The sequence below is a fragment of the Pseudomonas bijieensis genome, assembly GCF_013347965.1.
GTDB lineage: Bacteria > Pseudomonadota > Gammaproteobacteria > Pseudomonadales > Pseudomonadaceae > Aquipseudomonas > Aquipseudomonas bijieensis.
Genome location: NZ_CP048810.1, coordinates 4,288,072 through 4,301,275, shown reverse-complemented (window position 1 = coordinate 4,301,275; position 13,204 = coordinate 4,288,072). Strand labels below are relative to the sequence as shown.

Annotated in this window: 12 protein-coding genes; 7 read left to right on the top strand and 5 right to left on the bottom strand. The window is 58.5% G+C overall.

Annotated elements, in window-relative coordinates; all coding sequences use genetic code 11:
* Window positions 1-10: 10 nt before the first annotated feature.
* The gene (gene tssA / locus GN234_RS18760; protein ID WP_176688902.1) at window positions 11-1,567 is read right to left on the bottom strand and encodes a type VI secretion system protein TssA; all 1,557 of its coding nucleotides are present in this window, start codon (window positions 1,565-1,567) and stop codon (window positions 11-13) included.
* 436 nt (window positions 1,568-2,003) lie between these two features.
* Here tssA and GN234_RS18755 point away from each other — a divergent pair, with 436 nt between their 5' ends.
* From GN234_RS18755 to GN234_RS18740, 4 genes are read left to right on the top strand one after another with little or no spacing between them, the layout of a single operon-like run.
* On the top strand, window positions 2,004-4,067 hold the full coding sequence (locus GN234_RS18755; RefSeq protein WP_176688901.1) for a type VI secretion system Vgr family protein: 2,064 nt from the start codon (window positions 2,004-2,006) through the stop codon (window positions 4,065-4,067).
* Window positions 4,064-4,918, top strand: coding sequence for a DUF4123 domain-containing protein (locus GN234_RS18750; RefSeq protein ID WP_163856084.1), 855 nt, complete (start codon window positions 4,064-4,066; stop codon window positions 4,916-4,918). The genes GN234_RS18755 and GN234_RS18750 overlap by 4 nt, the downstream gene beginning before the upstream one ends.
* Window positions 4,915-5,685: a hypothetical protein gene (locus GN234_RS18745; protein ID WP_109752777.1), complete on the top strand. Its 771-nt coding sequence runs from the start codon at window positions 4,915-4,917 to the stop codon at window positions 5,683-5,685. Before GN234_RS18750 ends, GN234_RS18745 begins: the two co-directional genes overlap by 4 nt.
* Window positions 5,686-5,697: 12 nt before the next feature.
* A complete protein-coding gene (locus GN234_RS18740) occupies window positions 5,698-7,875 on the top strand; it encodes a lipase family protein (protein ID WP_176688900.1) in 2,178 nt (725 codons plus the stop codon).
* Between the two features lie 82 nt (window positions 7,876-7,957).
* Here GN234_RS18740 and pdxY read toward each other — a convergent pair whose 3' ends face one another.
* Window positions 7,958-8,830, bottom strand: a complete 873-nt coding sequence (gene pdxY, locus GN234_RS18735) for a pyridoxal kinase PdxY (protein ID WP_134926504.1) — start codon at window positions 8,828-8,830, stop codon at window positions 7,958-7,960.
* A gap of 119 nt (window positions 8,831-8,949) precedes the next feature.
* On the opposite strand from pdxY, the gene GN234_RS18730 reads away from it, so the two are divergent.
* Window positions 8,950-9,372 (top strand): DUF3301 domain-containing protein, encoded by a 423-nt coding sequence (locus tag GN234_RS18730; RefSeq protein WP_116833775.1) that lies wholly within the window; start codon window positions 8,950-8,952, stop codon window positions 9,370-9,372.
* Between the two features lie 12 nt (window positions 9,373-9,384).
* Here GN234_RS18730 and GN234_RS18725 read toward each other — a convergent pair whose 3' ends face one another.
* Window positions 9,385-10,350: a CobW family GTP-binding protein gene (locus GN234_RS18725; protein WP_176688899.1), complete on the bottom strand. Its 966-nt coding sequence runs from the start codon at window positions 10,348-10,350 to the stop codon at window positions 9,385-9,387.
* A gap of 27 nt (window positions 10,351-10,377) precedes the next feature.
* Between GN234_RS18725 and GN234_RS18720 the strand changes: the two genes are divergently transcribed.
* Window positions 10,378-10,731, top strand: coding sequence for an NADH:ubiquinone oxidoreductase (locus tag GN234_RS18720; protein WP_109752782.1), 354 nt, complete (start codon window positions 10,378-10,380; stop codon window positions 10,729-10,731).
* Here the strand turns inward: GN234_RS18720 and GN234_RS18715 are convergent.
* Together GN234_RS18715 and zigA are read right to left on the bottom strand one after the other, a co-directional pair.
* A complete protein-coding gene (locus GN234_RS18715) occupies window positions 10,728-11,378 on the bottom strand; it encodes a DUF1826 domain-containing protein (RefSeq protein WP_176689606.1) in 651 nt (216 codons plus the stop codon). The genes GN234_RS18720 and GN234_RS18715 overlap by 4 nt on opposite strands.
* Complete coding sequence (zigA, locus tag GN234_RS18710; RefSeq protein WP_176688898.1) at window positions 11,378-12,586, bottom strand: zinc metallochaperone GTPase ZigA; 1,209 nt, start codon at window positions 12,584-12,586, stop codon at window positions 11,378-11,380. Before zigA ends, GN234_RS18715 begins: the two co-directional genes overlap by 1 nt.
* A gap of 143 nt (window positions 12,587-12,729) precedes the next feature.
* Between zigA and GN234_RS18705 the strand changes: the two genes are divergently transcribed.
* Window positions 12,730-13,122, top strand: coding sequence for a glutamine synthetase (locus GN234_RS18705; RefSeq protein WP_176688897.1), 393 nt, complete (start codon window positions 12,730-12,732; stop codon window positions 13,120-13,122).
* Window positions 13,123-13,204 lie beyond the last annotated feature (82 nt).

Sequence of the window (13,204 nt, the reverse complement as noted above, 5' to 3'; positions counted from 1 at the left end):
ACCCGAAGGCCTATTCAATGACCCGTTCGAGGTCGAGGTGACACAACCTGCGATAGGTTTCTTCCTTGCACTCGCGTATGGAGTGGTTCTGGGGTAATAAATCGCAGCAGCTGTGCAATAAATGCAGCACCTGCAACTCCAGGGCGGGCTCCCAGGTATTCAGGCCTGCGTGTTGCAGTGTCTGGTCGAGGGCCTCCAGCTGGACTTTGGCGAGTTCGTATTTCCTGGCCGAGAAGCACAAGCGAGCCATCGCGAACCGCCAGAGGAAACACTCGCGTGCCCCAAGGGCGTTTTGCATGCCTTGCCTGAGCAATTGGACGGCGGGCTTGAGGCCATCCTTGGGCAGGATCGACTGGGCTTCTTCCAGCGTCAGCTCCCAAGGCGCATCGTTGTGAATGACATCGACTTCGTGTGTCGCGCCGGGGCTTTGCAGGTGAGGCATGACCTGGGCAGCGATCCAGGCCCGGGTGGCCGGATCGGCGAACGGCACACCGTCATGCCAGCGCAATTCGATAACGCCCGGCAGGCGCTGGATGAATAGTGCGAGATGGACCTCCACTTCACGCATGGCCAACTCGGCATTCAGCCCTTGCAGGCACTCCCAGGCAAGCCTCTGGCCATCGAGCCAGTACGGTGCCTTCGCCAGGCTGGCCTCGATCTCCACAAGCAGGTTCGCGTAATCGCCCCGTTGCAGGCTGTCCTGATAAGCCTTGAGTTTGTCCGCCGGCAGCCCACGCAGCGGCGTGATCTGCTCGGCGTTGCGCTCGGGCATGACGTCAATGGTCAGCCAGGTCAAAGTACGATTCAGACGCAGGGCGCGAACGTCGGTCGCTTTTTGCTTGAGCCACCAGATGCATAACGAAGCCGCGCTTTCCTGCTGGGCGCGTAAGGCCTTGTGGGCTTCTTTTTCGTTTTCGATCGGAGCGCCGGGCGTGAGCAGTTGGGTGGCAACTTGCTTCACCTGAGCCACTACCGTCCCGAGGGCACCCGCCTGCGGCAGGTTGTCAGTGGCACGCTGGATCATTGTGTTGAGGCGTCGACACAACGGCAGTAGCAGAGGAGCGTCATCACCCAAGTGGGCGGTGCAAGCAGCATCGAGCCCCTCAAGCTGTTGCGTCAGGTGACGGAACAGCGGCAACTGCTCCTTGATCGCCACGTCATCGCCCAACGCCTGCTCCAGGCGTGGCACCAACCAATTGATACTGGCCGCACGGGTTCGGCTTTTGGCCGGATGAATCTCAGGCCAATGGTCTTTACACAAGTACTGCAAAAGACAGAGGCCGGCCAACAGCCCCTGGAAAGACTCACGCTGATACAGCGCCCAAACCAACCAGGCCGCCACCCGCAGATCCTTCGACTGGGTACGCAACAGCGCTTCACATCCTTCACGGATCTTCAGCCAGTCGACCTGGCCGCTTTCGTGCATCGACTGGGCTTTGCCCAGCTCGCTTTCCAACGCCTCGTATTCATTCGAAAAACGCACGTCTGCCCCCGCAAAGTCCTCTTGGGAAATGGGAGCTTTGGCAAGAGCCAGATAATGGGCGGACAGTTTTCCGGAATACGACATTCACGACCCTGTTAAGAACAGTTCAGTTTGTGACACGGGTAGTTTTGGCGACATGATTAATCAAGGTAAATGTTCGGCTTCGCTTGTAGGAAGTTTCGCAAAAGTGCAATCAAGGCATACCCACAAAACTCACATCGCCCTCAATCAACCGAACGCTGCGAAGCATGCCAAGGTTTTAAACATAAAAAAGTAGGAACTTTCCTTTTTTCCAAAAAATTACCCCTTCGAAAATCCCCAATGCGAAAGTTTTTTCTGTCAAGGCTGAATACACAATCGAACCTCCTAAAAACCACTTCAAATCATTTCGCTCTCAACTCTTACTTGCTGCGAAGAGAACTCCTACATCCTTTTCTTTTTTTACGGGCCTCTGCGCACGCACCCAGCAGGACTGCTTCAATGTAATCAGGAGTCAAAGCCAACGCCCAAGGACCCTCGAATGTTCCACACCCCTGATTTACACGACTTCCATCTCACCATTCCTGACCTCGAATATGACCTTCAAGTGTTGGCCTTCGAAGGCTGCGAAGCCATCAGCACACCTTATTCGTTCGATATCGAGCTCGTCAGTGAACAACGCGATATGGACTTGGAGAACTTGTTAAACCAGCAGGCATTTCTTGCATTCAATAAACAGGGGCACGGTGTTCACGGGCTGATTTATCGTGTTGAACAAGGTGACAGCGGTAAACGCTTGACGCATTACAAAATAAGAGTGGCTCCACGACTGGCTTACTTGGAGCACCGCACTAACCAGCGCATTTTTCAACAGGTCAGCGTGCCGCAGATCATCACATTGATCCTCAAGGAACACGGCATCCTCACCGATGCTCATCGCTTCCAGTTGAGTGCAAGTTATCCGCTTCGTGACTACTGCGTGCAGTATCGCGAATCTGACTTGCACTTCATCGAGCGCCTGTGTCACGAAGAAGGCTTGCATTATCACTTCCAGCACAGTGACTCCGGTCACTACCTGGTATTTGGTGATGACCAGACCGTCTTTCCCCGACTTGAAGGCCGCACTGTTTACAAACACGGCAGCGGCATGGCTAGCGAGGAACCGGTCATCCATCGATTTGGCCTGCGACTGGAGACCCGGACCAGTCGCGTCACGCGCCGTGATTACGATTTCAAGAAATCGACATTCCTACTGGAGACTAGCTGTCAGCCTGGTATCAAAAAAAATAGGCCAGACTTGGAGGCCTATGATTATCCCGGTGACTTTACCCAGGAAAAACGCGGCAAGTCGCTGAGCCGCCGCGCCTTGGAACGCCATCGCGCCGACTACTGCCAAGCCGAAGGAAAGAGTAATCAGCCAGCACTGATGACGGGGCACTTCCTGAGCTTGAGTGAGCACCCACGCCAGGAATGGAATGATCTATGGCTCCTGACCGAAGTGCATCACGAAGGCAAACAGCCGCAGGTGCTTGAGGAAATAACGCCCAGCGACACTGGCAGGACTGCGGATCATTTCTATCAGGGCTATCGCAATCACTTCGTTGCCACGCCTTGGGATGCGGTCTTTCGTTCGCAGCGGGTTTACCAAAAACCACGTGTATGGGGCAGCCAGACGGCAATCGTCACGGGGCCCAAGGATGAAGAGATCCACTGCGACCCGTATGGCCGGGTCAAGGTCCGGTTTTTCTGGGATCGTGCGGGGCACTTCGACGATGGCAGCAGTTGTTGGTTACGAGTCGCCTCCAATTGGGCGGGCAACAGCTACGGGGGCGTCACGATCCCACGGGTGGGCATGGAGGTGTTGGTGACCTTCATGGAAGGCGATCCCGATAAGCCCTTGATCAGCGGATGCCTGACCAACAGCGCCAACGCTCCGCCCTACCCGTTGCCTGCGCACAAGACCCGCACCGTGTTTCGTTCTTGCAGCTCGCCGGGCAACAAAGGCTTCAACGAGCTGCACCTGGAAGACCGCGCCGGTCAGGAACTGATCTATCTGCGTGCCCAGCGTGACATGGAACAGAAGATCGAAAACGACAGCCGACTGGAGATTGGTAACGAGCGGCGGGAGACCATCAAGGGCAATAGCTTCACCATCCTGCACGCCGAGGAACATCGGACCACCGCCGCCGACCGCACGGTCCAAGTCGAAGGCAATGACTACCTGCGCGTCACCAACCGCCACACCCGCGTCGATCAGACATTGGTGGTCGAGACCGGACAGCAAATACAGATCAAGGCAGGCGCTCATGTGGTCCTTGAAGCAGGTGCAACCCTCAGTTTGAAAGCCGGAGGCCAGCACATCGTGATCGACCACAGCGGTGTCTACAGCAGCAGTGAAATCCAGCTCGGCGGCGCCCCCATGGTCGGCGCCACCGCCTCATCATTTGCGCCTGGCTTGACGGATCCCTTGGCGGCGCCAGCCCCAGTGTTCGCCCCCACTCAACGCTCGCTGATAACGGCCAGCCAAGCAGCGGGATTGGATTTTTGTCCGATCTGCGAGGCCTGCCGCGGAGGGCTCTGCCCAACGGAAGTGGCCGCCGCATGACTCGCTCATTCCCCCATCAATGGTTGATCGAACAGCAACGCCTCGGCCACGCCTTGTGTGTCGTCCTGGACTCAGAAAATGAACACCACACGCGCCAGGCAATGCTCAAGAACAGTCGCCCCGACCAGTACCTGAGCGTGTACGGCCAAACGCTGGTCGCTGATCTCGCTGACGCCGGGCCCTTTGTCTTCACCTTCGATCGGCCCGGCGACGAGCACATCAATGAATTGCTCAACCGGCCGGACAGCCACTGGGGATGGCTCGCCAGCCTTCCAAAAGGGGGCCTGCCAACGCTGGTGGAGCACTGGCGTGAACGGCTGGTCATCGGAGAGCGCCCCCATCAGGCGTTGTACCGCTTCCATGACAACCGTGTCTTGGCCCGGGCGCTCAAGCACCTGCCCGTTGAAGCCTATCCGGCCTACCTTGGGCCAGCGATCAGTGTCTGCTATTGGCAGGGCACTCGCTGGTCAAGCACCTATAACCCGGCCCCTGGGACATACCCGGTGCCCGATTTTCCTCTTTGGCTGCAGGTGCCTGTTACCCCGCAACAAGCGATGCAGACTCGCCTCCTCAATGCCCGCCGCTTCCTGCTGGCCGAGCATGTCCTGGCCTTCGCCACACTGGCCGAGCAACAGGACCCGGAGGTGTGGTTGCGTGCCACGCTCGATCAGGCCGAGGCCTGGCACTGGCAAGCACCTGAGCAGTTGGAGTTCTTGCTGACTCAGCGCCTGCAAGCACCCACCGATACTCCGGTGTCGTACTGGCAAGTTCGCCCAGCTGAAAGTCCCGATGAGCATTTTGAACGGGTGCGCCTGATGGCGGCGTTCTGGCAGGGAGATGCGCCGCTATGAAACAGGTTTTGCGCATTGCAAGTTTGAGCGGTCTGGCGATGTCGGCGGGGTGCGTCAACACACAGCCGAACACGTTTACTTTTACGGCAGATTTGCCGCCCGATTTTGCCTACGAAGCTGCGGTGTACTACGTACCTGCGCCAGGTGAAACCTGTACCGTCGAGACCCGGTATAACAAAGCGCCTGTGTTCAATAGGGAGTGGCGTAAGGCGTACAAGCCTGATTCCGAAATCGTTATTCGCCGAACCCGTATGGGTTGCCCCCTGGTGATCAGCCGCATTGAGCTCGAAATCTATTCCGCCTATGGCAAGGACTGGAGCGATATCAGTCACGATTCAGCCAACGTGGTGATTCGCGATGAGCTGGAAGCGCAATACAAAGGCATGTTCAGCGAAGCGGGTGAAAGCACTTTTTACGGCCAATGCCAGTGGCTGTTCCGTACTTCAGGCAAGCCCCGCATTCTCAGAAAAATCCTCGACTGCAAAAAAACCAACCCACAGGGCGAGCTTGGGCGTGGGCGTCCTTTCTCGGCGTACACCCTGGATCAACTGCCGGGTAAGACCGTGAGGATGAAAATCAAATTGGCGGACGAGGAAAGACCCGCCATTGGAGACACTTGGGTGAAAGTGCCTAACGGTTGGAAACGCTGCCTGGGCAAGCACTTTGAGGACCAGTACGCATTTTGTTATGGCAATTACCAGGACTTCAGCGGTTTTCAAATGCCCGACGGACAGAGATGCACTATTTACCCCGGTTGTACGGAATAAGGAGATCCGCGTATGACGTCATTGCAAAAAGAATTGGAGTCACGGCTGAGCCATCGCAATCTGACCTGCCCTGTGGGGGGTAAGTGGAGCAGTTTTCAGCTCGTCGATGAGTTTGGCTCTGGTGAGCCTTATGCAGGGCTGGCTTATGTCGCTACCGATTCAGAAGGACAAAAATACCCTGGCAACCTGGATGTCATGGGTGTCGGCAAGGTTAGCAACCACTATGCAGGACCAATTGCCCTGCTTTTTGATCAGACGTATCAGGGGTTTGAAGAGGTCTACTCATTTCTACAAACAAGACCGCACTACCCTCTCAAGATCACCGAACTACAAGTCCGCGCCGAGCAAACCCGTTACCTGAACCCAAACGCCACGCGCACCCGGGAAAATCCCGCACAAGCCTGTGCAGACGACTTCTTCCAAGTGGAAGTACGGCACCTGGTCAAGTACGTCGCGCATTTGCCTCCCGAGGTGTACCGCCATTATCCACTCCCTGCAGGGCCGGCACGTCTGATGGGCGAGCATGGCAAGCTCGGCGTGACCTTGATGCCGCAAAAACACACGGTGCTTGAAGTTCGACCGTTGCGCGCCTTGCGGCCCATGCTGTCCACCGCTCCCGAATTCTGTGCGCTCAACTTGTACCAATTGGCGCTCATGTCGACCTTGACCTATTGCCCCTTCGGCCAGACGCCTGACAAAGCTCCGATAAAAACACCGGTGAGCTTCACCGAGCAACCAAGCGTGGGCAACTGGTTCGCCGACGCCTTGGCGAAGTTCGAGGAACTCGGGAAGTTCTATCCGGAACAAACAAAACCCTACTATCCACTGTACGAGGAGGTGCCCTATTCCAAACGCCTGGAGATCGTGCCGTTCGACCCGGCCCTCTACGCGGTCAACGATCCGCAATTGGGTGTACATCAGGAGCATCCCGCCAAAGTCCATTTCCTCGATGACACCGACAAAGAAGAAAGCACTGATACCCAGGCCTACATCACCCACAACGACGAACTGATCCTGATTGCAGTACGTGGCACCCAGCAACCCGCAGACTTCCTGCGCGACGCCGATGCGCTCCAAGTACCGTTTGAAGAAGGGGTCGGCCAGGTGCACCGAGGGTTCTATGGCGCCGCCAAAACAACTGCGGCCTTCGTGACGAGTTATCTGGACAGGTTCTACGCAGGGCAAAAACTGCTGATCTGCGGCCACAGCCTGGGAGGCGCGGTGGCGTTACTACTTTCAGAGATGCTGCGGCGCAGACCGGAAGGCTACACCCTCCAGCTCTACACCTATGGCGCCCCCCGAGCCGCCGACGCCACCTTCACAAAAAACGCCGAAGCCCTGGTGCATTACCGAATGGTCAACCACAACGACCCGATACCCAGCGTGCCCGGCAGTTGGATGAATACCAAGGGCGGTGTTTATGGCACAGGGTTGACCCTTACGTTCGCCAACGTACCAGTCGGCCTTTCCGTGTTCGTGGCGGGCATCACTAACTGGGCGGGCGAGCCCTACGAACACCACGGCATCTTGCGGCACTTCCTGCCGGTGGAGTTCGATCGCAAGGAACGCTCTTCGATCCTGTGGATGCCCCATTGCGACACCATCACCCAACACGCCGCCTGCGAAGTCGCCCTAAAGCATAAACATGGCCTACCGAACCGTCCGGCATTACTGGCGCAACTCATCCAGACCGGCGATCACTTCATGCTCCCCAGCTACATTCCCGCTTGCTGGGCGACCTTGCGCCGCTGGCAGCAAGCGCACAGCAACGCAAGCACACTGGTGACAAAACGCGAATATGAATGGATCGATCATGCTCTGACGCGGGTTACCCAACAATTGCGCGATGAAGAGCGCTACCTGGCTGGACGAGCAGCACCCAATGGTCGTAGCGACAGATCGATCAACATTGCGCTCATCCGTGAGGTCGACAAGCTGCACAGCACCCGTGCGCGCCTGGCGACGCTGCACACCGCGTCGGTCAGTGAAAAAGACGTTTACGGGAGCTTGTCGGAACGCCCCGAACAACTGGCACACAACCTGGCTCGCTGGCAGGCCCACCCGGAAAACCGAGTGGCCGAGCCGCTGGCTATGGCGCCGCCCTTGGATGACGACAGTGAATTGATCTGCGGCGCTCACGGGTACGCTGTTGGTAAACCCTACGTGCTGGATCTCGATTCCATCGTCTGACCGGCAGGGCCAAACGGTTTACGACGGCTGCGCCGCCGCTATCGCGAGCGGGCTCGCTGCCACCTGGGTGAGCCCTGTTTGATCACATATTGATCGGCACAGCCTCGAACCGTACCCGTGGATGGACGATCCGGTCTTGGGCGCGGATCAGTTGCAGCTCGTAGCTCGTGCAGGCCTGGGTTTCCAGCAGCACTTCATGCACCGCCGCAGCGGTGAATTCGAACGCGGCCACCAGGCTGTCGCCCAACAATATCCGCGCCAGGAACAACCCTGACGTCAGGTCACCCACGCCCACCGGCTGACGCGGGAAGGCCAGCAGTGGACGGCGCAGGTGCCAACTGCCCTCGGCGGTCACCAACAGCATTTCGAAGCTGTCATCGGGTTTGCCGGGGTAGGCCAGGTGCTTGACCAGGACCGCCTTCGGCCCACGGGCCAGCAACGCCCGGGCCATGGCCAGGCAGTCCAATAAAGACTGCGCCTTGCGTCCCGAAAAGCTGTCGAGCTCCAGTTGGTTCGGGCACATGAGGTCTGCCACGGCAGCGGCCTCTTCGAGGAGAAATTCGCTTACCTCGGGTGCCACGATGCAGCCCTTTTCTGGATGCCCCATGACCGGGTCGCACAGGTACAGCGCCTTGGGATTGGCAGCCTTGATCCGCGCCACGCCCGTCAGAATCGCCCGCCCCTGGGCAGCGCTGCCCAAGTAACCGGACAGCACCGCATCGCATTGACCCAGCTCACCGATGGCCGCGATGCCTTCTACCAAGGCTGGGATCTGCTCTGGCGCGAGCACTTCGCCGGCCCACTGCCCGTACTGGGTGTGGTTGGAGAACTGCACGGTGTTGAGCGGCCATACGTTCACCCCGACCCGCTGCATCGGAAATACGGCCGCGCTGTTGCCAGCGTGACCGAATACCACGTGAGACTGGATGGCAAGCAGATGAGGTGTACGTTTCATGCGGGAAGTTTCCGTAAAACGATTGAAATTCAAGCCGCGCAGTATGCGACTAAACGCAGCCTGTACGACAGACCAGCGACACAGTTAAGCTGACCGCAACTTGTTGGAGCACTTCGTTCATGCTGACCCTTGGAAATATTTTCGTGCTGATGCTGCTGGCTACCGGCGGCGCCTGGCTGTGGCACAACCATGGCTTGCGCGAACGGGCCTTGGCGAGGGTCATGCAGCATTGTGCCAACCTCAAGATCGAGCTGCTGGACGGCAACGTAGCGCTGAAAAAAATCGGTTTCGTGAAGGATGCCAGCGGACGACGACGCCTGGCACGCGTCTACACCTTCGAATTCACCGTCACCGGTGAAAGCCGCCATTTGGGCACCATTACCCAGTTTGGCGCCCACAGCGCGCACATCGAGCTGGCGCCCTACCCGATGCCCTTCGAAGAAGCCCCGCCACCGCCAATTGAAGCGGTCCAGACCCGGCCCAGGGCTGAGGTCATCGAGTTGAGCCAGTGGCGCCAGGAACACAACAAGTGGAAGCCTTGAAACAGCGCTGACTCAGCGATGCCGACAATTCGCCAGACCGGCTTGCAGGCGATCAACGTCTTGCGGCTGATCGAAAATCAGCTCGATCCGAGAATCCTGGCGCCATTCACTGGCTTGCCAGCCCAGTGCCTCCCCCTCCAACGCATTGGCTGAAACCCAACCGTCGCGGCTGTGGATAACCATCTTCGCCCGTTTCCAGTCTTGGCCTTGTAGCCAGCGCGTCAGCGCCGCTGCGTCGAATGGCTGGCTTGGGTGCCAGCGCCAACCAATGCTCCAGCCACCTTCCTGCTGCTGATACAGGCAGATCGGTTGTGTCGGGTCGGGCCAGATGGCCGGTATCTGGCCCAGGCTCTTGGGTAGATTCAAGTTATCCACAGCCCCACTGCCCCGAGCCGCATGGCCTGGCAATCGCTTGATCGGCAGCGCAGCGTGTTGTGTCCAGTACAGCGCACGCCCCGAGAGTTGCGCCGTCACTTGGTCGCGCTCGGCTTGTGTGAGGCTTTCGGACTTGTTCAGCACCAGCAGCCCGGCATCCGCCAGGGTCTGTCGCTGCGCGTCGGGCAGGGGCTTGCCGTCGGCCATCGCCCGGGCATCCAACACCAGCACGCAGGGTTGCACCGCCAGCACGCCGAGCCAGGGTGCTTCACTTAATTGCCTCATCAATTGTGCCGGGTGACCCAGGCCCGAGGGTTCGATGAACAGCCGATCCGGGCGGGCCTTGCGCAATAAACGCCCAAGACCGATCTGGAACGGCGCGCCGTTGACGCAGCACAAGCAGCCACCGGCCACTTCGCCCAGTGCGATACCATCGCCAGCCTGGGTCAGCAACGCGGCATCCAGGCCGATCTGACCGAACTCATTGATCAGCACCGCCCAGCGTTCATTGGCCGGGCGCTGGGCCAACAGGTGCCTGATCAGGCTGGTCTTGCCGGCGCCCAAGGGGCCGGCGATGACATGGGTGGGGATGTGCTGCAACATAATCGACGGCTTTCGATGGAGGTGAAAATGCGAATGATCGGCTGGTTGTTACTGGCACTGACGTCGAACCAGGCACTGGCGCAAGCCTGTGTGGTTCACAGCCAGGCGGAACGGCTCGATGTGAAAGTCTGCCAGCAGAACCGCAGCATTCCGCAGAAGCTGTTTGCCGAGGGCTTCTGCCAGCCAAACCTTGCCGGCCAGAAGGTCGAGGTGCAGTACGTCGATCAATGCCCTGGCGGCGCGTTCGGCGTTTGCAGCAACGCCCAGGTCGCCAATATGCCTTACCGCCAGGATATTCACTATTACGGCGTAGCGACCGATGCCGCTTATCTGCAGCCATTTTGCGAAGGGCAAAGCCAGGGCACTTGGCTCAAACCTTAGGCCAGCCAATCCAGCGTGAGGATCAACCGACACTCTCCCGGCGCGGGCTCCGGTGAGCGATGGATCAAGCCAAGCCCCTCGTTACCGTGCCATTTTTCGCCTTTGAGCAACCCGACATCACCGCAACAAAACTGTTGGATGACCTGCGGATCAACGGGTTCGGCCTCAGGCTGTGCCAGGCGACGGCGGTCCATGGCGCCTTCCTTGAGCCACTGGCTGCCGACTCCGGCGTAGGTGGTCAGTAGCCGCACCGGCACGTGGTCAACGTGAAAGCGCGGGCACATTGCCTTGTCCAGCGTGCGCAAGCGCAAGCCGACACGTTGCGCACCCAACAGGCAGGCAAACGCACTGACCAGCCAGGTGACATCGGCGATGAAGCCCTCGTAGCCTTGCAGGTCGCTGAAGCCTGCCGCCAGGCCCTGTAGCGCCGGCGGGGTATCTTCTTCCGGCAGGTCGAGCACCCGTGATTCTGCCAGCGGCTGGTCCATCGCCAACACCATGGCCGCAAAATCGCTGATGTGTGCGGGAAGTTGACGCTGCCAGACCGCCAGGTTGGTGCCGTCTTCCAGGATCTGCGTGAAGATCCCTGGCGTATCACCGTGGGCCTGTCGTGCTCGCGTGGCCCTCTTAAGACTGGGCGCCAGCATCATGCTGCGACCTCTTCATGCCATGGGCCAAATGGATCCGGCAACAAGCGCCAGTTTTCAACGCCGAGGGCCATTTCCGCGTCGGTGAGCAGGCACGCGTCCAGTTCGGCGGTGAGTTGACTGAAGTCGATGTCCTGACCGATGAACACCAACTCCTGCCGGCAATCGCCCGTGGCGGCGAGCCAGTGCTTCATGATCGCTGCTGTACTTTCCTCATCCTGCGGCCATCGGTTTTTCGGCACGAACCGCCACCAGCGCCCGGCGAAGCCATGCCGCATCAAGCCGCCGGCCTGGGACCAACTGCCCGCCTCCTCAGGTTTGCTGGCCAGCCAGAAAAAACCTTTGGAACGCAGGAGTTTGCCGTTGGGCCACGGACGGTCGATAAAGTTGAAGAACCGCTCGGGATGAAACGGCCGACGTGCCCGATAGGCGGTCGAGGCGATGCCATATTCCTCGGTTTCTGGCACGTGCTCACCACGTAGTTCCTGTAGCCAGCCAGGCGCCTGGGCCGCGCGCTCGAAGTCGAAAAGGCCCGTGTCGAGGATCCTGCCCAGTGGCACCTGCCCCATGACCATGGGAATGATCTGCGCCTGGGCGTTGAGGCGCTGCAGAATCGCGATCAATTCTTCCCGATCATGCTGGCTGATCAGGTCGATTTTGCTGATCAGAATCACGTCGGCAAACTCAATCTGTTCGATCAGCAGGTCGGTGATCGAGCGTTCATCCTCCTCACCCAGGGTTTCGCCCCGTGACGCAAGGCTGTCGGCGGCCTGGTAATCCAGCAGGAAATTTACCCCGTCGACCACCGTCACCATGGTGTCGAGTCGCGCCACATCGGCCAGGCTTCGGCCTTCTTCATCACGAAAGGTGAATGTTTCCGCCACTGGCAGCGGTTCGGATATGCCCGTGGATTCGATGAGCAGGTAATCAAAACGCCCCTCTCTGGCGAGCTGGCCGACTTCTTCGAGCAAGTCTTCGCGCAACGTGCAACAGATGCAGCCGTTGCTCATTTCCACCAGTTTCTCTTCGGAACGACTCAGGGTGACATCGCGCTGGACTTCGCTGCCATCGATGTTGATCTCGCTCATATCGTTGACGATCACGGCAACTCGCAGATTGTCGCGATTACGCAGGACGTGGTTGAGCAACGTGCTTTTACCGGCACCGAGGAATCCGGAAAGGACGGTTACAGGAAGACGATTGGGCATCAGGTATATCCTCATCGGGCGGCCGCTTCGATTACGGCTCGTTTCAAGGGGGTGGCTTGGTTCAGGATCCAGGTGTTTTTATGTTATAGTATAACAACTCAATTCAACCAGCCCCGCCGTCCCCCATTGGTCTGAGATCATCCATGCGCAAGCTTCTGAAATTGGTATTGGCGAGCCCGTTGTTGCTGTGGGTGTTAAGCGCTTCGGCCCAAAGCCCGCTCCTGGCGAACTGCACCCGCAGTGCGAATTTGCTGGCGTGTGTGGATAGCCAAGGCAATGCCTATAGCGTCGCGACGGCTGGAAACACCATTTATTTGCGAGGTTTTGAAGCAGCCAGTCACCGCTATTGGGCGCAAACGAATAGCCGTTATGGTCAGCTCACATTTTTTACTGGCTTGGCATCGGATGGAGAAAGTTGGGTCGGGTACAGCCGGCGTGTGGGCTGGACGACCCTCAATCGTTTCTCAAGCTCAGGCGGGAGCGCGGGCGCATTTGTATGCGGACGCATGAACGGCTGCCAGGACTCTGCTCGCTGATGTTTCACGTGGAACGCGAACGCTTGGCGAGATGAAACTCCTTTCATGGAAAAGGTTTCTTAAAATTAACCGTTATACTATA

Coding starts and splice junctions, on each gene's coding strand:
- tssA (WP_176688902.1), bottom strand. CDS start 1,567: ATGTCGTATTCCGGAAAACTGTCCGCCCATTATCTGGCTCTTGCCAAA.
- GN234_RS18755 (WP_176688901.1), top strand. CDS start 2,004: ATGTTCCACACCCCTGATTTACACGACTTCCATCTCACCATTCCTGAC.
- GN234_RS18750 (WP_163856084.1), top strand. CDS start 4,064: ATGACTCGCTCATTCCCCCATCAATGGTTGATCGAACAGCAACGCCTC.
- GN234_RS18745 (WP_109752777.1), top strand. CDS start 4,915: ATGAAACAGGTTTTGCGCATTGCAAGTTTGAGCGGTCTGGCGATGTCG.
- GN234_RS18740 (WP_176688900.1), top strand. CDS start 5,698: ATGACGTCATTGCAAAAAGAATTGGAGTCACGGCTGAGCCATCGCAAT.
- pdxY (WP_134926504.1), bottom strand. CDS start 8,830: ATGAAACGTACACCTCATCTGCTTGCCATCCAGTCTCACGTGGTATTC.
- GN234_RS18730 (WP_116833775.1), top strand. CDS start 8,950: ATGCTGACCCTTGGAAATATTTTCGTGCTGATGCTGCTGGCTACCGGC.
- GN234_RS18725 (WP_176688899.1), bottom strand. CDS start 10,350: ATGTTGCAGCACATCCCCACCCATGTCATCGCCGGCCCCTTGGGCGCC.
- GN234_RS18720 (WP_109752782.1), top strand. CDS start 10,378: ATGCGAATGATCGGCTGGTTGTTACTGGCACTGACGTCGAACCAGGCA.
- GN234_RS18715 (WP_176689606.1), bottom strand. CDS start 11,378: ATGCTGGCGCCCAGTCTTAAGAGGGCCACGCGAGCACGACAGGCCCAC.
- zigA (WP_176688898.1), bottom strand. CDS start 12,586: ATGCCCAATCGTCTTCCTGTAACCGTCCTTTCCGGATTCCTCGGTGCC.
- GN234_RS18705 (WP_176688897.1), top strand. CDS start 12,730: ATGCGCAAGCTTCTGAAATTGGTATTGGCGAGCCCGTTGTTGCTGTGG.